The following is a 20,112-nucleotide window of genomic DNA, read 5'->3' on the forward strand; positions in this document are numbered from 1 at the left end:
ACTACGTTCGTCCGGGCCCGGTGTCCCCTCACGGGGGCGCCGGGCCCGGACGTTTTCCAGGCACAGGGAGGCCGCCATGACCACGTACGACTTCGATGTCCCCGTTGACCGGCGCGGTACCTGGAGCGTCCAGTGGGACGGAGTGGCCGCCCGGTTCGGGACGGACGGGCTGCTCCCGTTCACGATTTCCGACATGGACTTCCCCTCCCCGCCGGAAGTCCTCGCGGCGCTCCAGGAACGGGTCGCGCACGGGGTCTTCGGCTACACCGACTGGCAGAACGAGGAGTTCCGTTCGGCCATACGCGACTGGTACCGCACCCGGCACGACACGGAGGTGGACACCGCGCGGCTCGTGTACGCGCCGTCCGTCCTCAACCAGCTCTCCCAGCTGCTGCGGATGTGGACCGAGCCGGGTGACGCGGTCGTCGTCCACACCCCTGTGTACGACGGCTTCCGCAAGGCGGTCGACGGGCTCGGACGCGAGCTGCGCGGGGTCCCGATCGGCGACCCGGAAGCCCTTGAGGCGGCGCTCGCCGGCCCGCGTGCCCGGGTGCTCCTGCTCTGTTCGCCGCACAATCCGACCGGGCGGGTGTGGACGGAGGCCGAGCTGACGTCCTTCGCCGCGCTCGCGGCGCGCTACGGAGTCGCGGTGATCAGCGACGAGATCCACGCGGACTTCGTCCACGACGGCCACCGGCATCTGCCCTGGACCCGGTTCGGACAGGGCCGCTGGGCGCTGGTCACCTCCGGCACGAAGTCGTTCAACTTCCCCGCCCTGACGGGGTCGTACGGAATCGTCGGGGATGCGGCGGACCACGCGGAGTTCGTCCGGCGGATGGAGACGGGCGAGGGCCTCGCCTCGCCGGCCGTCCTCTCCCTCACGGCGCACATCGCGGCGTACCGGCACGGGGCGGAGTGGCTGGACGCGGTACGGGCGTATGTGGCGGGCAACCTGGAGCTGGTGGCGGAGCGCCTCAACTCGGCCTTTCCGAGCCTGGGTTGGACCCCGCCGCAGGCCGGCTATCTGGCCTGGATCGATCTGCGGGGGCTCGGGGTGGACGAGGACGCGCTACAGCGGGAGCTGGTGGAGGGGGAGAAGGTGGCGATCATGCCGGGCGGGGTCTACGGGGCGCCGGGGTTCGTCCGGCTGAACGTGGGGTGCGGGCGGGCGAAGGCGGAGGCGGGCGTCTCGGCCCTGCGCCGCGCCCTGACCCGTCTGAGCTGAGGTCTTCCTCCACCCCGCCCCTTCCCCCGGATCCCCCGGACCCTCCGGACCCTCCGGACCCTCCGGACCCTCCGGGGAAGCGTTCATCGGCTGCGGACCGTGAGTGGCTGCTCGCGCCCCGGGTTTGGGGGAGGGGCGGGACGGGGGACAGTCGTGCTGTGGCGGACAACGTACGCATGGGCACCAGCCCCGGCCGCTGGGTGCTGCTCACCACCGTCCTCGGCTCGGGCATGGCCCTCCTGGACTCGACCGTCGTCAATGTCGCGCTGCCCCACATCGGCGCCGATCTCGACACCGACATGGCCGTACTCCAGTGGACCGTCAACGCCTACATGCTGACGCTGGCCGGCCTCATCCTGCTCGGCGGTGCCCTGGGCGACCGGTACGGACGGCGGAAGGTGTTCGTGATCGGGGTGGTGTGGTTCGCCGCCGGTTCGCTGCTGTGCGGCCTCGCCCCGAACGCCGGCGTCCTCATCGCCGCCCGCGCCCTCCAGGGCATCGGCGGCGCCCTGCTCACCCCCGGCTCCCTCGCCATCATCCAGTCGGGCTTCCACCCGGACGACCGGGCCCGCGCGGTCGGCGTGTGGTCCGGGCTCGGCGGGGTGGGGGCGGCCGTCGGCCCGTTCCTCGGCGGCTGGCTGGTGGACGGCCCCGGCTGGCGCTGGGTGTTCCTGATCAACGTGCCGCTGGCCGTACTCTGCGTCGCCGTCGCCCTGCGCCACGTACCGGAGTCGCGCGACCCGCGCGTCCACACCGGACGCTTCGACGTGACCGGCGCGGCCCTCGGCGCGCTGACCCTCGCCCTGGTCACCTACGCGCTGATCGAGGCCCCGGGGCAGGGCGCGTCGCGGCTGGTCGTCGGGGCGGCGGTGGCCGGCCTCGGGCTCGGCGGCGCGTTCGTACACCGCGAGCGGCATCTGGCCGACCCCATGCTGCCGCCGGACATCTTCCGCTCCCGCACCTTCACCTCGGTCAACGTGGTCACGGTGTGCGTGTACGCCGCCTTCGGCGGGTTCTTCTTCCTGGCCGCCCTCCAGCTCCAGGTCGTCGCCGGGTACTCCGCGCTCGGGGCGGGCGCGGCCCTGCTGCCGACGACCGTCCTCATGCTGTTGCTCTCGGCCCGCTCCGGGGAGCTCGGCCAGCGGATCGGGCCGCGCATCCCGCTCACCGTCGGCCCGCTGCTCTGCGCGACGGGGATGCTGCTGATGCTGCGCGTGGGCGAGCACGCCTCGTACGTACGGGACGTGCTGCCCGCGCTCCTGGTGCTCGGCCTCGGCATGGTCACGCTGGTGGCGCCGCTCACCGCGACGGTGCTCGCCTCGGTCGACGAGGGCCGGGCCGGGCTCGCCAGCGGCATCAACAACGCGGCCGCGCGCGCGGCGGGTCTTCTCGCGGTCGCCGCGTTGCCGCTGGCCGCGGGGATGGGGCCGGAGGCGTACCGCTCGGCGGCGGAGTTCGGGTCCACGTTCCGGCGGGCGATGCCGATGTGTGCGGGGGTGTTGGTGCTGGCCTCGTTGGTGGCGTTCTCCACCGTGCGGAGGGTGGGGGCGGGGGTTGTGCCGGAGTGCCGGATGCAGGCCGGGGTCTCCGGGCCCGCGCTTGAGCCCGGCCGGGGCGACACGCCCTGACCCCACGGCCCCGGGGCTCCGCCCCAGACCCCGGTCGCGCCTTAAGGGCGCTCGTCCTCAATCTCCCCCAAGGCCTCAAGGGCCAGGGGGACCCCCATGACAGGCTGAGGATGCTCGGCGCGGGCCAGCACCGAGGCTTTCAGGGGCGCGGGGAACTGCGCGAGAAGCGACCGCGGTCCGCAGGTGAAGACGGGTTGGGGGCGCGGGGAACTGCGCGAGAAGCGGGCACGGTCCGCGGACGGGAACGGGGTTGGGGGCGGCAACCACGCACGGTGTGAGGCCGAAAGGGGGTTGGGGGCGCGGGGAACTGCGCACCCAGCCGCGCGCGGTCCGTGGTCGATCAGGGGGCCCGGGGCGGACCCCCGGGGCCTGGGGCGGAGCCCCAGCGCCTCCAGGCCCCGCACGGTTTCGCGGTGGCAGACTGGGCCGCATGTCCATTCACGAGAACCTCCTCGGGGGCCCCGCCCCCACCCTGCTGCCCGACGACCCGGAGCCCCGCGAACTGCTCGCCACCGGCACCGCCCCGGCCGACGTCGCCGCGAAGTACCCCACCTCCTCGCTCGCCTGGGCGCAGCTCGCCGACGACGCGTTCGACGGCGGCCGCACCGTCGAGTCGTACGCCTACGCCCGTACCGGATACCACCGCGGCCTGGACTCGCTGCGCCGCGCCGGGTGGAAGGGCCACGGCCCGGTGCCGTGGGAGCACGAGCCCAACCGCGGCTTCCTGCGCGCCCTGCACGCCCTCGCCCGCGCCGCGCAGGCGATCGGTGAGGACGCCGAGTACGAGCGCTGCACGACCTTCCTGCGGGACTCCTCGACGCTCGCCGCCGACACCCTGGGCTGATCCACTCCCGGCCGGAGCCCGAGCCGAGCCCGAGCCGAGCCCGAGCCGAGCCCGAACCGAGCGCGGCCGAGCGCCGGCCGGGCCTGGCCGAACCCTGGCCGAAAGGGAACGTCCGGGCCGTCCGCGGCATCTGTATGTCTGACACGGACGGCCCGGGCAGCCGCGTACGGCACGATCACGCGCGCCCGGCCGCATCGACAGGCTGGCGCAGAGGCCCCACTCCTCTCCCCCCAACTCCAGCCGGGGACAAGGGGAGAACTCCGTCTTGGGCAAGCGAGGCGCCCGCAGCAACACCAGCGGTACCGGCGCGGTCGGCAGCCGTACGGAAGCGCGTGAGCGGCAGCATCCACAGGGACGGCGGAACGCACGCGGGCCGGGGCGCTCGCGCGTCCTGCTCGTCGTGGGCGCGCTGCTCGGCGCCACCCTGATCGGCGGGGTCGCGCTCGCCCGGTGGCCCGGCGGTGGAGGGCACGCGCCCGCCACGGAGCCGGGCAACATCGGCGCGAGCCCCATGGAAGAGCGGCCCCCGCAGCCCCTCGACGCGTCGCCCCTCAAGCCCTCGCAGCCCCCGGGTGCCTCCGGCAGTCCGAAGGCCGACGCCGTGCCGCAGTCGGGGCCCGGCACCTTCACCAGCGCCCTCGCGTCCGGGAAGGCCGTCGGCACCGGCGGGCCGCTGCGCCGCTACCAGGTGCAGGTCGAGGACGGGGTGGACCTCTCCGCCAAGCAGGCCGCGCTCGACATCCAGACGATCCTGTCCGACCCGCGCAGCTGGGCCGCGCACGGCAAGGGCCGCTTCCAGCTGGTGTCCAGCGGCGCCGATGTCGTGATCAAGATCGCCACGCCCAAGACCACGGACCGGCTGTGCGCGGTCAACGGCGACACCGGCGGCGAACTGAACTGCGAGGTCACGGGCGGTGTCATCGTGAATCTCAAGCGCTGGGTGACCGGCTCGCCGCAGTACGACGGGCCGCCCGCCGAGTACCGCCACCTGATCATCAACCACGAGATAGGCCACATGATCGGCTACCACCAGCACATGGCCTGCCCGGGCGCCGGGAAGCTCGCCCCGGTGATGATGCAGCAGATCAAGGGCCTGAACGGCTGCAAGTCCAATGCCTGGCCCTACACCTCGGACGGGACGTTCGTCACGGGCCCGTCGGTGCCCTGACGCGGCCGGGCGGCCGGGCCGGGCCGCACCCTGACGCGGTGGCCCGGAGGCATCGGCGCCCTGACGACACGGACGGAACCGTGTTTATGATGCGGGTGGGGACCGGGGCTCCGATGCCGACCGAGGAAGGGGCGGACCGCTACCCGGACACATCGAGGAGACAGCGATGTCATCAAAGATGTCCGAACCGGTCGTGCCGCCCGACGAGGGTGACGAGCCGGAGACCCCGAACCTGGACTTCGAGGGTACGACTCCGTACGAGGACTACGTCCAGGCGGACGTCCTCACCCATTTGCAGCACCTGCGCTCCGACGACCCGGGCGAGATGGTCTTCCTGGTCACCACCCAGGTCATGGAGCTGTGGTTCACGGTCATCGTGCACGAGTGGGAGACCGCGTCGCGGGCCCTGCGCGCGGACCGCATCCCGGTCGCCGTCGACGCCCTGAAGCGGTCGGTGCGCGAGCTGGAGGCGCTGAACGCCTCCTGGACGCCGCTGGCGCAGCTGACCCCGGCCCAGTTCAACTCCTACCGGTCCGCGCTCGGCGAGGGCTCCGGGTTCCAGTCGGCGATGTACCGGCGGATGGAGTTCCTGCTCGGCGACAAGTCCGCCTCGATGCTGGTGCCGCACCGGGGCGCGCCCCGCGTGCACGCCGAACTGGAGAAGGCGCTGGGCGAGCCGAGCCTGTACGACGAGGTGCTCGCGCTGCTCGCCCGCCGCGGGTACGCGATCCCGGCGGAGGTCCTCCAGCGCGACCTGACCCTCAAGTACGAGCCGGACGCCCGCGTCGAAGCGGTCTGGACCGAGCTGTACACGGGCGACCAGAACGGTGAACTGGTGCGCCTGGGCGAGGCGTTGACCGATGTCGGCGAACTCGTGTGGCGCTGGCGCAACGACCATCTGGTGGCGACCCGGCGGGCGATGGGCGCCAAGACCGGCACCGGCGGCTCGGCCGGGGTGGCCTGGCTGGAGAAGCGGGCCACCAAGAGCGTCTTCCCCGAGCTGTGGACGGCGCGCAGCCATGTCTGAGGTGCTGGCCAAGAAGGCCGCGGCGCTCGACGCCGCAGACGAACTCGCCCCGCACCGCGACCTGTTCACGCTCGACGAGGGCGTGGTCTACCTCGACGGGAACTCCCTGGGGGCGCTGCCCCGGCACGTCCCGGCGCGTATGCAGGACGTCATCGCGCGCGAGTGGGGCCAACTGCGCATCCGATCCTGGGAGGAGAGCGGCTGGTGGACCGCGCCGGAGCGCATCGGCGACCGGATCGCCCCGCTCGTCGGCGCCGGTCCCGGCACGGTGGTGGTCGGTGACTCGACGAGCGTCAATGTCTTCAAGGCGCTGGTGGCGGCGGTACGCATGGCCGGCGAGGGCCGGGACGAGATCCTGGTGGACGCCTCGACGTTCCCCACGGACGGGTATGTGGCCCAATCCGCCGCACGCATGACGGGATGTCAGATCCGGGCGCTGGCTCCGGCGGCGATCGTCGGCGCCCTCGGCCGGCGTACGGCCGCGGTGCTCGTCAACCACGTGGACTACCGCTCGGGCCGCCTCAACGACCTGCCCGGCATGACGGCGGCGATCCACGCGGCCGGGGCCCTCGCGGTCTGGGACCTGTGCCACAGCGCGGGCGCGCTGCCCGTCGGTCTCGCCGCGCACGGCGTCGACTTCGCGGTGGGCTGCACCTACAAGTACCTGAACGGCGGCCCGGGTTCACCGGCCTACCTCTATGTGCGCGGCGACCACCAGGCGCGCTTCGACACCCCGCTGCCCGGCTGGAACTCGCACGAGGATCCCTTCGGCATGCGGCCGGCGTACGTGCCGGGCGAAGGCGCGACGCGGGGCCGGGTCGGCACCCCGGACATCCTGTCGATGCTGGCCCTGGAGTCCGCGCTCGATGTGTGGGACGGCGTCCCGGTCGAAGCGGTCCGCGCGAAGTCCCTGGCCCTGACGGACTTCTTCCTGGAGTGCGTCGAGGCCTACGTCCCGGCCGGCAAGGTGTCGTCGGTGACCCCCGCCGCCCATGCGGAGCGCGGCAGCCAGGTGTCGCTGAGCTGCGAGGGGGCGGGCGACGTGATGCGCGCGCTCATCGAGCGGGGCGTGGTCGGCGACTTCCGCCGCCCCGACGTGCTGCGTTTCGGCTTCACCCCGCTGTACGTGGGCTTCGCGGACGCGGAGCGGGCGGCGGCGGAACTCGCGACGCTGCTGAGCTGAGCTGAGCTGAGCTGGGCTGAGCTGAGCGCGGCCGAACCGAGTGGAGCGGAGCTGAGCGGGCCGAGCCGGGCGGGCCGAGCGGAGCTGAGCCGAGGCGGCCCGTCGGGTGTGGCACGGACGCCCTGGTAGCGTCCGTGCCACCCGGGTGATCAACCGGCTTGGCCTGGCGAAAGGTTGGGGAATGACGGATCCCGCAGAGCGTGACACGGATCCCGCGGAGCGTGACGCGGCCGAAGAGGCGTCCGCGTTCTCGCATCCCGCCGTCGCCCCCGACGCCACCGCCGCCTATGGCGACCACCCCGACCAGGTGATCGACTTCTACGCTCCGCGCGGCCCCGGCACCGGCGCCCCTCTGGTGGTGCTGCTGCACGGCGGCGCCTGGCGGGCCCCCTACGACCGTGCGCACGCCACTCCGTTCGCCGACTTCCTGGCCCGGCGCGGGTTCGCCGTCGCCAACGTCGAGTACCGGCGCGGGAGTCTGCTGCCGCAGCAGGGCGGGGAAGGCCCGGTCGCCGGGCGCTGGCCGGACACCTTCGACGACGTGGCGGCCGCCCTGGACGCGCTGCCCGCCCTGGCGCGCGAGGCCGTCCCGCAGGCCGACCCGCGCCGCACGGTACTGACCGGGCACTCGGCCGGCGGCCATCTCGCCCTGTGGGCCGCGGCCCGGCACGTACTGCCGCCCGACTCCCCGTGGCACAGCCCCTATCCCGCCGCTCTGCGCGGCGTCGTGGCGCTCGCCCCCATCGCCCACTTCGCGACCGCCGTCGAGCTGGCGGTGTGCTCCGGAGCCGTACTCCAACTCCTGGGTGAGGGAGGCGAGTTGGGGGAGCGTGCCGAGCAGGTCGACACCGCCGCCCTGTTGCCGACGGGGATCGCCACGGCCGTCGTGCAGGGTCGCGAGGACATCGTCGTGCCCCAGGCCGTGGCGGAGGCGTACGTGGACGCGGCGGCGAAGGCGGGCGAGATGGTGGGCCTCACCCTCCTTGAGGGCGTCGGCCACTTCCCGCTCATCGACCCGGCGGCCGACGCGTGCGCGGTCGTGGCCGAGGAGATCGCGCAGTTGGCCTACTAGCCTTCCCGCGACCGGAACGGACCCTGACGGAAGGCCAGTTCGGCGAAGCGCTCGCCCATCAGGCGGTGGGTCGCGGCGTCCGGGTGCAGGGCGTCGGGCAGCGGGAGTGCGGCCGAGTCCGGCTCGCCGTACAGGGAACGGCCGTCCAGATAATGGAGGTTGGGGTCCCCCGTGGCCCGGGCCGCGACGATCGCGGACAGCTCGTCCCGGATGATGTTCAGGGTGAGCTTCCCGGCCGCCCGCTCCGCCGGGTCGCCCTCCGCCCGGAACGTCAGCTTGCCGGCCGCGAACTCCGTGAGGTCCATGGCGCAGGGCCCCGGGGTGTCCTCGTGGATGGGGGCCAGAATGGGCGAGACCACCAGGAGCGGGGTGGTCGGATGGCCCTCGCGGATCGTGTCGAGGAAGCCGTGCACCGCCGGGGTGAACACCCGCAGCCGCATCCCGTCCAGGTTGACGAGATTGATGCCGGTCTTGACGCTGATCAGGTCCGCCGGGGTGTCCCGCATCGTCCGCGCGGTGAACGGGTCGAGCAGGGCGCTGCCGCCGAAGCCGAGGTTGACCAGCTCGGCCCCGCCGAGGCGCGCGGCGACGGCGGGCCAGATGGTGCTGGGGCTCGCGGCGTTCGAGCCGTGGCTGATGGAGCTGCCGTGGTGCAGCCACACCTTGCGGCCCCGGTCGGGCATCGGCTCGACGGGCGCGTCGGTGCGCAGCGCGACGAGTTCGGTGGTCTCGTTGTGGGGGAGCCAGATCTCGATGTCCTTGTCCTCGCCGGACAGACCCGCGAAGCGCAGGGTGCCGGGCTCGCCGGGCCGGTGTTCGGCGGTGCCGGCGGCCATGTCGATGGTCAGGGTGTGACCGCCGCGGACACTGCCCCGGTCGGCGAGGTGCCCGTCGACGAGCAGGTCGTACACGCCGTCCGGCTGGGCCGGGGCGCCGGCGTAGGCGCGCTTGGTGGGCAGCGCGTCCAGCTCGATGGCGGTGGCCCGGGTGCGGAAGGCGAGGCGTACGCCGGAGGGCTGGGACTCGGCCATGGCGAGCTGGGCGTCGGCGCCGCGGGCGAGGGCTGCGGCGGGCAGCCGGTGCGGCAGCACGCCGTGCGCGGTGTGCTCCAACTCGATGGCCCCGCGCAGGAGTTCGGCGGTGATGGGGGTGGTCGTGGTGGCGTTCACTGGGTCACCGTTCGGGGTCGTGTGACGGGACGGGCCGGACGGGTCGCTCCGTTCGGCGGGCGTGTTCACGGCGTCGGCCAGTTGCGCAGGAGGGCGTCGAGCGCGTCCAGGGTGCGGTCCCAGGTCTCCTGGGTGTCGGGCGCGCTGTGGCTGAACCCGCCGCCCATCTCCAGGCTGATGTAGCCGTGGAAGACGCTGCCGAGCAGCCGCACCGCGTGCGTCTGGTCCGGCTCCGGCAGGTCGTAGCCGCGCAGGATCGCGCGTGTCATGCCCGAGTGCCTGCGCCCGGCGCTCGCGGCCGCCGCTTCGGGGTCGAGCCGCAGCTGAGCCGCGGCGTAGCGGCCGGGGTGCTCATGGGCGTAGTCGCGGTAGACGTTGCCGAGCGCGGCCAGGGCGTCCTTGCCGGAGCGGCCGGCCACGGCGTCGGCGGCCTGGACCGCGAGTTCCTCCAGGGCGAGCAGGGCGAGCCTGGTCTTGAGGTCCTGGGAGTTCTTGACGTGCGAGTACAGGCTCGCGACCTTGACGTCGAACCGGCGGGCCAGCGCCGAGACGGTCACCTGCTCGAAGCCGACCTCGTCGGCGAGCTCGGCGCCCGCCCGGACCAGGCGGTCGGTGGTCAGCCCTACGCGTGCCATGCCCTGCCCCACTCTTCCTGGTTGTCGCTGGGTGCCGTGCTCTCGTGTGCCCTCTTGCCTGAAGTCATTATTCATTTGCCTACAAGCTTTAGGCAAATTACCGTGAGGTTCATGAAGCCGCTGACCGAACAAGACATCCGTGCCGCCTTCGTGAACTGCACCAAGGGCGAGGCCAAGCGCCTGTCCGTGCCGCGCGATCTGGCCGACCGGCCCTGGGACGACCTGGACTACCTCGGCTGGCGCGACCCGCAGGCCCCCGACCGCGGCTACCTCGTCGTCGAGCTCGACGGCCGCGCGCACGGGCTGGCGTTGCGCTGCTCCACCGCGGTCCCGGGCCAGCAGCGGCGCAGTATGTGCTCGATGTGCCTGACCACCCACTCCGGCGGCGTCGCGCTGATGGTCGCGCCGAAGGCGGGCAAGCCCGGCAAGGAGGGCAACTCGGTGGGTGCCTACATCTGTGCCGACCTCGACTGCTCGCTCTACGTACGCGGCAAGAAGGACGCGGGCATGGGGGCGCGGCTGCACGAGACGCTCACGGTGGAGGAGAAGATCGGGCGGACGGTGGCGAACGTGGCGGCGTTCGTCGCCAAGGTGACCGCGGCGGCGTGACCGCGGCGGCGTGACCGCCGTCGTCGCCGAGGCGGGCGCGGCGGCGTGACCGCCCGTCCCGGTCCGCCGGGCCCAGGCGGTCGGGTCCCCGCGTAGTCCCTGAGGCGGACCCCGCAGGATCCGCATCCAGCCGGACGCCGTGGCCGGGGCCGCCGCCTACCGTGGTGGATGTGAACGAGACGACCAGGCCCCGGCAGGGGAGCGGCAACACAGCGACGGCGGGCAGCGCCGAGCGCACTCCGGAGTTCCGGTGGGCGATGGACGCATACGCGGGACTGCGCAGGGACCTGTTCCACGACGCGTTCGCCTACCGGCCGCTCCCGCCCCGGCGGACGGACGGTGCCGTCGCGCACCGGCTCCCGGGCCGGACGGGCGACATAGCGGCCTATCTGCCGCACGCCGTGGTCTGCTTCTTCGCGTTCCTCGCCATGGCGTACGGCTACGAACGCAGCCTGAGCGGACTCAGCGGCGGCTTCCCCTTCCTGTTGAACGGGCTGCTGCTCGCGGTGCCGGTGGTGATGACGCTGGTGCGCCCCATCGGCGCGTTCTGGCTCTCCTGCGCGGCGGTCGTCCTGACCGGGATGATGGCGGACCACGGCAGCATGAGCCCCTGGACCCCCGGGTCCGGCCTCATGCACCTCACGGTCCTGGCCGTGGTGGCGCTGCGCACCCGCCCCCGCGTCTCGCTCAACATGTGGCTGGTGACCCTGGGCCTCAGCGTCGTGCTGAGCGTGGTCCGCGGCCGCTCCGACACCCTCGGCGGCGTGCAGGTGGCGATCTTCTACGGAATGGTCCTGCTGGTCATCTCGGTCGGGCACATCCGCAAGGACGCCGAGCGGCAGGTCAGCGCGGAGAAGTCGGTGACCGCGGTGGAGCGCGACCGGCGGACCGTCCTGGAGGAGCGCACCAACATCGCGCGCGAGCTGCACGACGTGGTCGCGCACCACATGTCGGTGGTCGCGATCCAGGCCGAGGCCGCGCCCTACCGGGTGGAGAACCCGCCGCCCGAGCTGGCGCAGGCCTTCGCCACGATCCGCGAGAACGCGGTGGCGGCGCTCACCGAACTGCGCCGGGTGCTCGGTGTCGTACGGGCCGAGGACTACGAGGCCCCGGACGCCCCTCAACCCACCCTCGCCGACCTGGACGGCCTGCTGGCCAACGTCCGCGAGGCCGGGCTCCCGGTCGAGAAGGTCATCACCGGCGCGGTACGCGAACTCCCGCAGGGCGTCGAGCTGTCGGCGTACCGGATCATCCAGGAGGCCCTCAGCAACACCCTGCGGCACGCGCCAGGGGCGGGGGCCCGGGTGGAGATCGGGTACGTTCTGGGCGGGCTCGGCCTGCGGATCCTCAACGGCCCCGCGACCGGCGAGGCGGGCCCGTCGCAGGGTTCGGGACACGGTCTCACGGGCATGGCGGAGCGGGTCGCGATGCTCGGCGGGCAGATGACCGCGGAGCGGACGGCGGAGGGCGGATACGAGGTGACCGTCTTCATCCCGGTGACGGCCGCCGAGCCGGAGCGGGACCGGGAGCCGGAGCCGGAGCCGGGTGTGGACCTGGCCAAGAGAACGGAAGAGCGGACATGACGATCCGGGTACTGATCGTCGACGACCAGATGATGGTGCGCGAGGGCTTCTCCGTGCTGCTCGGCGCACAGCCGGACATCGAGGTCGTCGGCGAGGCGGTCGACGGGCACGAGGCGGTCGCCCAGGTGCGGGCGCTGCGGCCCGACGTGGTCCTGATGGACATCCGGATGCCCGGCATGAACGGCATCGAGGCGACGCGCGAGATCGTGGCGGCGGGTGACTCCTCGAAGGTGCTCGTACTGACCACGTTCGACCTCGACGAGTACGTGTACCAGGCGCTGCGGGCGGGGGCTTCGGGCTTCCTCCTGAAGGATGCCTCGGCCCGCCAACTCGCGGACGGCGTACGGGTGGTGGCCTCCGGGGAGGCGCTGCTCGCCCCCTCGGTGACCCGGCGCCTGATCAACGAGTTCGCGCGGGTGATGCCGTCCCAGCGGGGTGGCTCCGCGGGGGTGGGGCAGGTGGAGGAGCTGACCGATCGCGAGACGGAGGTGCTTGTCCTGATCGCCCAGGGCCTTTCTAACCTGGAGATCGCGGATCGGCTGGTGGTGGCGGAGTCGACGATCAAGACGCATGTCAGCCGGGTGCTGGTGAAGCTGGGGTTGCGGGACCGTACGCAGGCGGCGGTGTACGCGTACGAGACCCGCCTGGTGACTCCGTCCTAGCCGGGCGGTTTGCCCACCCTCCCGCCCGTTGCCCGGGGTTGGCAGGTTCCGGGTCCCCCTGGGGCTCCGCCCCAGACCCCGTTCGCGCCTGAAGGGCGCTCGTCCTCAATCGCCGGACGGGCTGAGGGTGCCTGCGCTGGCCCGTACCGAGGCATTCGGGGCCGCCTACAGGGGCGCGGGGCTGTGACATGTGCGCGGCTCCGCCGCGGTGGGCGCGACCGGGGTGACGCCGGGTCACCTACAGGGGTGCGGGGCTGTGACATGTGCGCGGCTCCGCCGCGGTGGGCGCGACTGGGGAGATGCCGGGCCACCTACAGGGGCGCGGGGAACTGCGCGAGCAACCACGCACGGTGTGCGGACGGAATCGGAGGCAGGAGCGCGACTTCGTCGCCCGATGGTTCGCCCGCTCGGGGAGCGGTGCGAACCTGCAAGTCAACGTGCCGAAGGCGTAGGCAACCTGCGGGTGACAGATCACCAACTTCCGGTGAAACGTGACGAATCTGCATCAGACTCTGGCATGGCCCCCGCCACTGGGGGCTTCAGCCACCCAAGCGGCGCGGTCCGCGCCGGTGAAGGAGTGCAGATGTCCCTGTCTCGTTCCCTGTCCTGCTCCGGGACCCGCTTCCGCTCCGGCGCTGTCGCCGGGCTCGGCGCCACCGCGGTCCTGGCCGGTCTGGTGGCCGCGGTGCCGGCGGTGCCCGCCTCTGCCGCCGGATCGTTCGTGGTCAGCCAGGCGCAGTTCGACCACATGTTCCCGGGCCGGAACTCCTTCTACACCTACCAAGGACTGACCCAGGCGCTCGGTGCGTACCCCGGGTTCGCGAACACCGGTGACGGGACGACGCGCAAGCGTGAGGCGGCGGCGTTCCTGGCGAACGTGAGTCATGAGACCGCCGGGCTGAAGTACGTGGTCGAGCAGAACAGGGCGAACTACGGGCATTACTGCGACCGCAGCCAGCCGTACGGGTGCCCGGCCGGCGACAAGGCCTACTACGGCCGCGGACCGCTGCAACTGAGCTGGAACTTCAACTACAAGGCAGCTGGTGACGCCCTGCACATCGACCTGCTGCATGACCCCTACAAGGTCGAGCGTGATTCCGCGGTGGCCTGGAAGACCGGGCTGTGGTTCTGGAACAGCCAGAAGGGCGCGGGCAGGACGACCCCGCATGACGCGATCGTCCACAACAAGGGGTTCGGCGAGACGATCCGGAGCATCAACGGCGACCTCGAATGCAACGGGAAGAACCCCGCCGAGCGCCAGGACCGGATCAACCTCTTCGAGAAGTTCACCCGCGACCTCGGCGTCAGCGCCGGCGGCAATCTGTCCTGCTAGGCAGTGCCGTCCGGCCGGCCCGACGCCGGCCCCGGTGTGCCGTCGGCCGACGCGTCGAGGGCGCCGGCCGGACGGCTGCTCCCGGGCTCGTTCAGGGCACGGCGCACACGCAGGGTCCGCAGCCGACGGGCTCGAACCGCCCCGCCCCCCTTGATCTCCCCGGGGGTGAACCCGGATCGTCGAGCCCATGCACCCCACCCCCTTCCGCCCCGCCGAGCGCGACTTCGTCGCCGACCCCTACCCCGCGTACGCGGAACTCCGGGCCACGGGCCGCGTCCACCACTACCCGCCCACCGGGCAGTGGCTGATCCCGCACCACGCCGACGTCCGTGACCTCCTCCGGGACCGGAGACTGGGCCGCAGCTACCAACACCGCTTCAGCCACGCCGAGTTCGGCCGCACGCCCCCGCCCCCGGCACACGAACCGTTCCACACCCTCAACGACGGCGGCATGCTGGACCTGGAGCCCCCGGACCACACCAGGATCCGCCGCCTCGTCTCGCAGGCCTTCAACCCCCGCACCGTGGAGCGCCTCGCTCCCACCGTGCACCGGCTCGCGGCCCGCCTCGTGGACGACTTCCGCGCGGCCGGGGGCGGCGACCTGGTCGCCGAGGTCGCCGAGCCCCTCCCCGTCGCCGTCATCGCCGAAATCCTCGGCATCCCCGACGCCGACCGGCCCCTGCTGCGCCCCTGGTCCGCGGCGATCTGCGGCATGTACGAACTCGACCCGGGCGAGGAGACCGCCGCCCGCGCCGTTCGCGCATCGGTCGAATTCACCGCCTATCTGCGGGAGTTGATTGCCGAGCGGCGCAGGAGTCCGGGCCGGGGCGACCTGATCTCCGCCCTCATCGCCGCCCGCGACGAGGAGGGCGAAGGGGGAGGCGGTGGCGCTTGCGCCGGTCCTCGCCGGCTCACCGAGCAGGAGCTGGTCTCCACCTGCGTGCTGCTCCTGAACGCCGGCCACGAGGCCACCGTCAACACCACCGCCAACGGCTGGTACGCCCTGTTCCGCAACCCCGCCCAGCTCGCCGCGCTCCGGGCCGAGCCCGACGCCCTACTGCCCACCGCAGTAGAGGAGTTGATGCGGTACGACACCCCGCTCCAGCTCTTCGAGCGCTGGGTGCTCGAAGACATCGAGTTCGCCGGGCGGACGCTGCCGCGCGGCAGCGAGGTCGCCCTGCTCTTCGGGTCCGCGAACCGGGACCCCGCCCGGTTCGCCCACCCGGACGCCCTCGACCTCAGCCGCGCCGACAACCCGCACATCTCCTTCGGCGCCGGCATCCACTACTGCCTCGGAGCTCCGCTCGCCCGGCTCGAACTGCACGCGTCCTTCGGGCAGTTGCTGAGGAAGGCGCCGGGTATGCGGCTGGTGGCCGAGCCGGAATGGGGCCCCGGATTCGTCATCCGGGGGCTCAAGGAGCTCCGGGTGGAGTGCTGAGCCGCCCGGACAGACCTCAGCCCACCACGTCCCGGCGCCGCAAGGCCGCTGCCCCGGCCCCCACCAGCGCCGCCGCGAGGGCGGTCAGGACCAGTACCGGGGTCCACGTCATGCCCGCCCCCGGCAGCCGGGGCAGATGGCCGAAGGGGGAGACGTCCAGGACGGCGGTCGGCAGGTTCAGGGCGGGGCCGATCCAGCCGAGGGCCAGGCACAGGGCCACCACGCCCAGGGCCCCCGGAGCGAGCCTGGGGAGTGCGCCGAACAGCAGCACCGCGAGCCCCGACAGGGTCCAGATCGCGGGCAGTTGGACCAGGGCCGCACCCAGGAGCGGGCCGGCGTCGCGGCCGTGGCCGGCCGCCAGGGCGAGGCCGCCGACCGCCATGATCAGGGCGGCCCCGCCGAACGCGATCACCAGGTGTCCGGCCGCCCACCGCACCCGGCCCACCGAGGCGGCCAGGACCGGCTCGGCGCGCCCGCCCGTCTCCTCGCCGTGCAGCCGCAGCACCGACGAGGTCGCGTACAGCGCCGCGAGCATCCCCAGCAGGGAGACCATCGTGGCCAGGAACGCGTCGGTCAGTCCGCTCTGGCCGCCCATCCGCTGGATGATCTCCCTGGTCCGCGCGTTGTCGCCGACCAGGGCCGCCGCCCCGTCGGCCATCCGCCCGAACAGCAGCCCGGCCAGCGCGAACCCGAGGGCCCAGCCGAGTACACCGCCGCGCTGGAGCCGCCAGGCGAGCCCGTACACCGTGCTGATGCGGCCCTCGGCCGGCCCGGGCCGTGGCGGCACGAAGCTCATCCCGATGTCCCGCCGGCCGGCCAGGGCGTACGCCACGGCCCCCTGCGCGAGGGCCGCCGCCCCGATGAGCGGCAGCAGCCACCACCGCTCGCCCGCGTAAGGCCGTACGTTCTCGGCCCAGCCCAGCGGGGAGAGGTGGTCGAGCACCGAGGAGGCGTCGCGGGTCGCGGTGTCGCCCGCCGCCCTCAGCAGGAACGCCGCGCCGAGCGCCGCCCCCGTCAGGCCCTTGGCGAGGCGGGCGCTCTCCGTCAGCTGCGCCATGATCGCCGCGAGCGCCGCGAACAGCATGCCGATCGCGCCGACGATCAGTCCGAGCGCCGCCGAACTCGCCCTGTCCCCGGTCGACTCGCCCAGCCCCGCCGCGATGATCGCGGCCACAGCAGCGTTCGCGACCAGCGCCGCCAGCAGCGCGGACGTCAGAGAGGCCCGGCGGCCCACCATCGCCGAGGACAATAGCTCCTGACGGCCCGTCTCCTCCTCCTCACGGGTGTGCCGCACCACGATCAGGAGGCTCATCACCGCCGCCAGCACGCAGCCGAACCCGCCGAACCGCCAGGCGGTCAGGGCGCCCGGCGAGTCACCGAAGACCGGGCCGTACAGGGCGCGCAGCGAGCCGTTTCCGCTCATCGAGCGTGCCACGTCCGCGCGTTGGGCGGCCGTCGTGTACACCTTCTCCAGCGTGCTCGCGCCGCTCGCGACGAGCCCGCCCAGCGCGATCGCCCATACCGGGATCACCAGCCGGTCCCGGCGCAGCGCCAGCCTCAACAGGGCTCCCGTGCCTGCCAGTTCAGCGCCGAGCCGCCTGCCCGGGACCGTCGGGGAGGACGTGGTCATGGCGCCGCCACCTCCTCTGCCCCGGTGTAGTGGCGCAGGAACAGCTCCTCCAGGGTGGGCGGCGTGGACGTCAGGGACCGTACGCCGGATGCGGTGAGGGAGCGCAGTACCGCGTCCAGCTTGTCCGTGTCGACCTGGAGCTTGACCCGCCTGCCCTGCACATCGAGGTCGTGCACGCCGGGCAGATCGGCCAACTCGCCCGGCTCACCGGCCAGTTCGGCCGCGACGGAAGTCCGGGTGAGGTGGCGGAGTTCCGCGAGGGAGCCGGTCTCCACGGTCCGGCCCCGGCGGATGATGCTCACCCGGTCGCAGAGGCTCTCCACTTCACTGAGGAGGTGCGAGGAGAGCAGTACGGTCCGGCCGCGGTCGCGCTCCTCCTTGACGCAGCCCTGGAAGACCTCCTCCATGAGCGGGTCGAGCCCGGAGGTCGGCTCGTCCAGGATCAGCACGTCGACGTCCGAGGCGAACGCGGCGACCAGCGCCACCTTCTGCCGGTTGCCCTTGGAGTACGTGCGGCCCTTCTTCGTCGGGTCGAGCTCGAAGCGCGCGACGAGGTCCCGGCGGCGGGCCGGGTCGAGCCGGCCGCCCCTCAACCTGCCGTACAGGTCGATGACTTCACCGCCGGAGAGGTTGCGCCACAGGGTCACGTCGCCCGGCACGTACGCCACCCGGCGGTGCAGTTCCACGGCGTCGGCCCACGGGTCCCGGCCCAGCAGCTGGGCCGCGCCGGAGTCGGCACGCAGCAGGCCGAGCAGCACGCGGATGGTCGTGGACTTCCCCGAGCCGTTGGGGCCGAGGAAGCCGTGGACCTCGCCGGTGTCGACGGCGAGGTCGAGCCCGTCGAGGGCGCGGGTGCGCCCGAACGACTTGTGCAGTCCGGCGACCGTGATTGCCTTCGTCATGTTTTTGAACGTACTGTATTTTCACGAAGTTGTGAAGATAAGGAAGCGTATGAAAGAGCGGATAGGGTCGGGACCATGAGCGGTGTGGACGGCGTGGCAGACGCCGGGCGGGAGGAGCCGAAGGTGGCGGACGGGCAAGCCGGGCCGGATGCGGCGGCCGAGCCGATCGGACCGGGATCGGACGGGCCGGGCGCGGTCGGCGTGCCGCGGGGGCGGGACGAGGACGCGGTGGGCCGGTTCGTCGAGCGGTTCGCCTCCGAGCTCGCCGAGGCCGGCATGCAGCGCATGGCGGCGCGCGTCTTCGCGGCGCTGCTCGTCTCCGAGACCGGCTCGATGACCTCGGCCGAACTGGCCTCGGCGCTGCGGATCAGCCCGGCGGCGGTCTCGGGCGCGGTCCGCTACCTGTCCCAGGTCAACATGGTCGGCCGTGAGCGAGAGCCCGGCTCCCGGCGGGACCGGTACGTCCTGCACAACGAACTCTGGTACGAGACGTTCACCAACCGCGACCGGATCCTGACCCGCTGGGAGCAGGTCATGCGGGAGGGTGTCGCGAGCGCGGGCGGGCCCGGCACGGCGGCGGGGGCGCGGATGGCGGAGACGGCGGCGTTCTTCACGTTCCTGCACGGCGAGCTGTCCCAGCTGATGGATCGCTGGCGCGAACACCGCACGACCCTGGACCTCCCCCCGATCCCGCCCCGCTGACCGCGGCCCCTCCCCGCGCAACGCGGGACCCCCTTCCCCGCGGCCCCCTTTCGCGCCGTTCCCCGCGCCCCTGACGCCGTTTTCGTCTGCGGACCGTGCTCGCTTCTCGCGCCGTTCCCCGCGCCCCTGACGCCGTTTTCGTCTGCGGACCGTGCTCGCTTCTCGCGCCGTTCCCCGCGCCCCTGACGCCGTTTTCGTCTGCGGACCGTGCTCGCTTCTCGCGCCGTTCCCCGCGCCCCTGACGCCGTTTTCGTCTGCGGACCGTGCTCGCTTCTCGCGCCGTTCCCCGCGCCCCTGACGCCGTTTTCGTCTGCGGACCGTGCTCGCTTCTCGCGCCGTTCCCCGCGCCCCTAAACGCCTTGGTGCCGGCCAGCATCGGGCATTTCAGCCCGTCATGGGGTCCCCCTGGCCCTTGAGGCCTTGGGGGAGATTGAGGACGAGTGCCGTTCAGGCGGGGGACCCGGAGCTGCCCGGGTCAGGTGGGCAGGACCAGCTGCCAGGCAGCCGCCCGCACCGTCCACGTCCGCGTACGAACCGGCCCCGCCACGACCTGATCCGCCCGGTAGCGGAACCCGCCCACCGGCCCGGAGATCGTGACGGCCCGCGCGGCAGCCCGCACCCGCTCGCCCGTACGGCCATGCACCACCACCTGCGCGAGCCCGTCCGCCGAGGCCACCGACACCCCCGCAACCGGCCGGTCCAGGTCGCTCAGGAGCACCCCGTCGGCCTCCACCCGCAGCCGGTGCGCGACGGCGGCCGACACCGGGGCGGGCGCCCGCACCAGGGAGCGGAGCACCGAGCGGGCCGCGCCCCACACCGTCGGCGGCGCGGGCCGGCTCCGTACCGGATGCGGAGCCGGGACGCGCAGCGCGCCGAGCACCACCTGGTCGCTGTCGTCGACCAGCAGGTCGAGCCGGCGCCCGGCGCCCTCCAGGGCGGCCCGCGCGGCGGCCACCGCCCCCATCGGTACGCCGAGCCCCCGGGCCAGCTCCAGCGAGTCCGCCGAACCCACCGGTACGAACGCGAGAGCACCCCGGTCCAGCTCACGTTCCCGGTACAGCGTCGTCACCGTGCGTAGCAGCGCCTGGTCGTCGCCGACCACCACGGTGCGCCGGTCGCCCCTGCGGGCCAGTGCCCTCACGAACTCCGCCGGCCCCTCCGGCCAGCAGATTTTCGCCTGTGCTCCCGCACACAGCACATCTTTCGCGATCCGTACGGACTCGCCGTCAATACGGCGGGCGACCGGGTCGATGAGCACGACGAGCTGGTGCGCAGCCGACACCTCGGTCCTTCCTCGGGTAG

18 protein-coding genes are annotated in these 20,112 nt (G+C 73.0%); 13 read left to right on the forward strand and 5 right to left on the reverse strand.

The window, feature by feature from the left end; all coding sequences use genetic code 11:
* Positions 1-76 precede the first annotated feature (76 nt).
* From CG740_RS05190 to CG740_RS05220, 7 genes are all read left to right on the forward strand, one after another.
* Positions 77-1,225, forward strand: coding sequence for a MalY/PatB family protein (locus CG740_RS05190; RefSeq protein ID WP_100573757.1), 1,149 nt, complete (start codon positions 77-79; stop codon positions 1,223-1,225).
* Between the two features lie 176 nt (positions 1,226-1,401).
* The gene (locus CG740_RS05195; protein WP_100573758.1) at positions 1,402-2,853 is read left to right on the forward strand and encodes an MFS transporter; all 1,452 of its coding nucleotides are present in this window, start codon (positions 1,402-1,404) and stop codon (positions 2,851-2,853) included.
* 430 nt (positions 2,854-3,283) lie between these two features.
* A complete protein-coding gene (locus CG740_RS05200; RefSeq protein WP_100573759.1) occupies positions 3,284-3,697 on the forward strand; it encodes a DUF3151 domain-containing protein in 414 nt (137 codons plus the stop codon).
* A gap of 265 nt (positions 3,698-3,962) precedes the next feature.
* Entirely contained in the window at positions 3,963-4,865 is a 903-nt protein-coding gene (locus CG740_RS05205) for a DUF3152 domain-containing protein (RefSeq protein ID WP_234376081.1), read from the forward strand.
* 166 nt (positions 4,866-5,031) lie between these two features.
* The gene (locus CG740_RS05210; RefSeq protein WP_376213795.1) at positions 5,032-5,892 is read left to right on the forward strand and encodes a tryptophan 2,3-dioxygenase family protein; all 861 of its coding nucleotides are present in this window, start codon (positions 5,032-5,034) and stop codon (positions 5,890-5,892) included.
* A complete protein-coding gene (gene kynU / locus CG740_RS05215) occupies positions 5,885-7,075 on the forward strand; it encodes a kynureninase (protein ID WP_100573761.1) in 1,191 nt (396 codons plus the stop codon). Before CG740_RS05210 ends, kynU begins: the two co-directional genes overlap by 8 nt.
* Before the next feature lie 181 nt (positions 7,076-7,256).
* Positions 7,257-8,147 carry an alpha/beta hydrolase gene (locus CG740_RS05220; RefSeq protein WP_100573762.1) on the forward strand — a complete coding sequence of 297 codons (891 nt, stop codon included), beginning with the start codon at positions 7,257-7,259 and terminating at the stop codon, positions 8,145-8,147.
* Here CG740_RS05220 and CG740_RS05225 read toward each other — a convergent pair.
* Positions 8,144-9,316: an SGNH/GDSL hydrolase family protein gene (locus tag CG740_RS05225; protein WP_100573763.1), complete on the reverse strand. Its 1,173-nt coding sequence runs from the start codon at positions 9,314-9,316 to the stop codon at positions 8,144-8,146. The two genes, CG740_RS05220 and CG740_RS05225, sit on opposite strands and share 4 nt — an antisense overlap.
* Before the next feature lie 65 nt (positions 9,317-9,381).
* The gene (locus CG740_RS05230; RefSeq protein WP_100573764.1) at positions 9,382-9,951 is read right to left on the reverse strand and encodes a TetR/AcrR family transcriptional regulator; all 570 of its coding nucleotides are present in this window, start codon (positions 9,949-9,951) and stop codon (positions 9,382-9,384) included.
* 111 nt (positions 9,952-10,062) lie between these two features.
* Between CG740_RS05230 and CG740_RS05235 the strand changes: the two genes are divergently transcribed.
* The 5 genes from CG740_RS05235 to CG740_RS05255 all read left to right on the forward strand — a co-directional run bounded on the left by CG740_RS05235 (position 10,063) and on the right by CG740_RS05255 (position 15,576).
* Positions 10,063-10,560, forward strand: coding sequence for an FBP domain-containing protein (locus CG740_RS05235; RefSeq protein WP_100573765.1), 498 nt, complete (start codon positions 10,063-10,065; stop codon positions 10,558-10,560).
* Positions 10,561-10,721: 161 nt separating this feature from the next.
* Positions 10,722-12,143, forward strand: coding sequence for a sensor histidine kinase (locus CG740_RS05240; protein ID WP_442802801.1), 1,422 nt, complete (start codon positions 10,722-10,724; stop codon positions 12,141-12,143).
* Entirely contained in the window at positions 12,140-12,805 is a 666-nt protein-coding gene (locus tag CG740_RS05245) for a response regulator (RefSeq protein WP_100573767.1), read from the forward strand. The genes CG740_RS05240 and CG740_RS05245 overlap by 4 nt, the downstream gene beginning before the upstream one ends.
* 583 nt (positions 12,806-13,388) lie before the next feature.
* Entirely contained in the window at positions 13,389-14,138 is a 750-nt protein-coding gene (locus tag CG740_RS05250; RefSeq protein ID WP_100573768.1) for a chitinase, read from the forward strand.
* A 187-nt stretch (positions 14,139-14,325) separates the two neighbouring features.
* Positions 14,326-15,576, forward strand: a complete 1,251-nt coding sequence (locus CG740_RS05255; protein WP_100573769.1) for a cytochrome P450 — start codon at positions 14,326-14,328, stop codon at positions 15,574-15,576.
* Between the two features lie 16 nt (positions 15,577-15,592).
* On the opposite strand, the gene CG740_RS05260 is transcribed toward CG740_RS05255, so the two are convergent.
* Both CG740_RS05260 and CG740_RS05265 read right to left on the reverse strand, forming a co-directional pair.
* Positions 15,593-17,206 (reverse strand): ABC transporter permease, encoded by a 1,614-nt coding sequence (locus tag CG740_RS05260; RefSeq protein ID WP_100573770.1) that lies wholly within the window; start codon positions 17,204-17,206, stop codon positions 15,593-15,595.
* The gene (locus CG740_RS05265; RefSeq protein ID WP_100573771.1) at positions 17,203-18,108 is read right to left on the reverse strand and encodes an ABC transporter ATP-binding protein; all 906 of its coding nucleotides are present in this window, start codon (positions 18,106-18,108) and stop codon (positions 17,203-17,205) included. The genes CG740_RS05260 and CG740_RS05265 overlap by 4 nt, the downstream gene beginning before the upstream one ends.
* A 75-nt stretch (positions 18,109-18,183) precedes the next feature.
* On the opposite strand from CG740_RS05265, the gene CG740_RS05270 reads away from it, so the two are divergent.
* Positions 18,184-18,810, forward strand: coding sequence for a GbsR/MarR family transcriptional regulator (locus CG740_RS05270; protein ID WP_107488357.1), 627 nt, complete (start codon positions 18,184-18,186; stop codon positions 18,808-18,810).
* A gap of 475 nt (positions 18,811-19,285) precedes the next feature.
* Here CG740_RS05270 and CG740_RS05275 read toward each other — a convergent pair whose 3' ends face one another.
* On the reverse strand, positions 19,286-20,092 hold the full coding sequence (locus CG740_RS05275; protein ID WP_100573772.1) for a diacylglycerol kinase: 807 nt from the start codon (positions 20,090-20,092) through the stop codon (positions 19,286-19,288).
* Between the last annotated feature and the right edge of the window lie 20 nt (positions 20,093-20,112).

It is taken from the genome of Streptomyces sp. CB01201 (assembly GCF_002803085.1).
Lineage (GTDB): Bacteria > Actinomycetota > Actinomycetes > Streptomycetales > Streptomycetaceae > Streptomyces > Streptomyces hundungensis.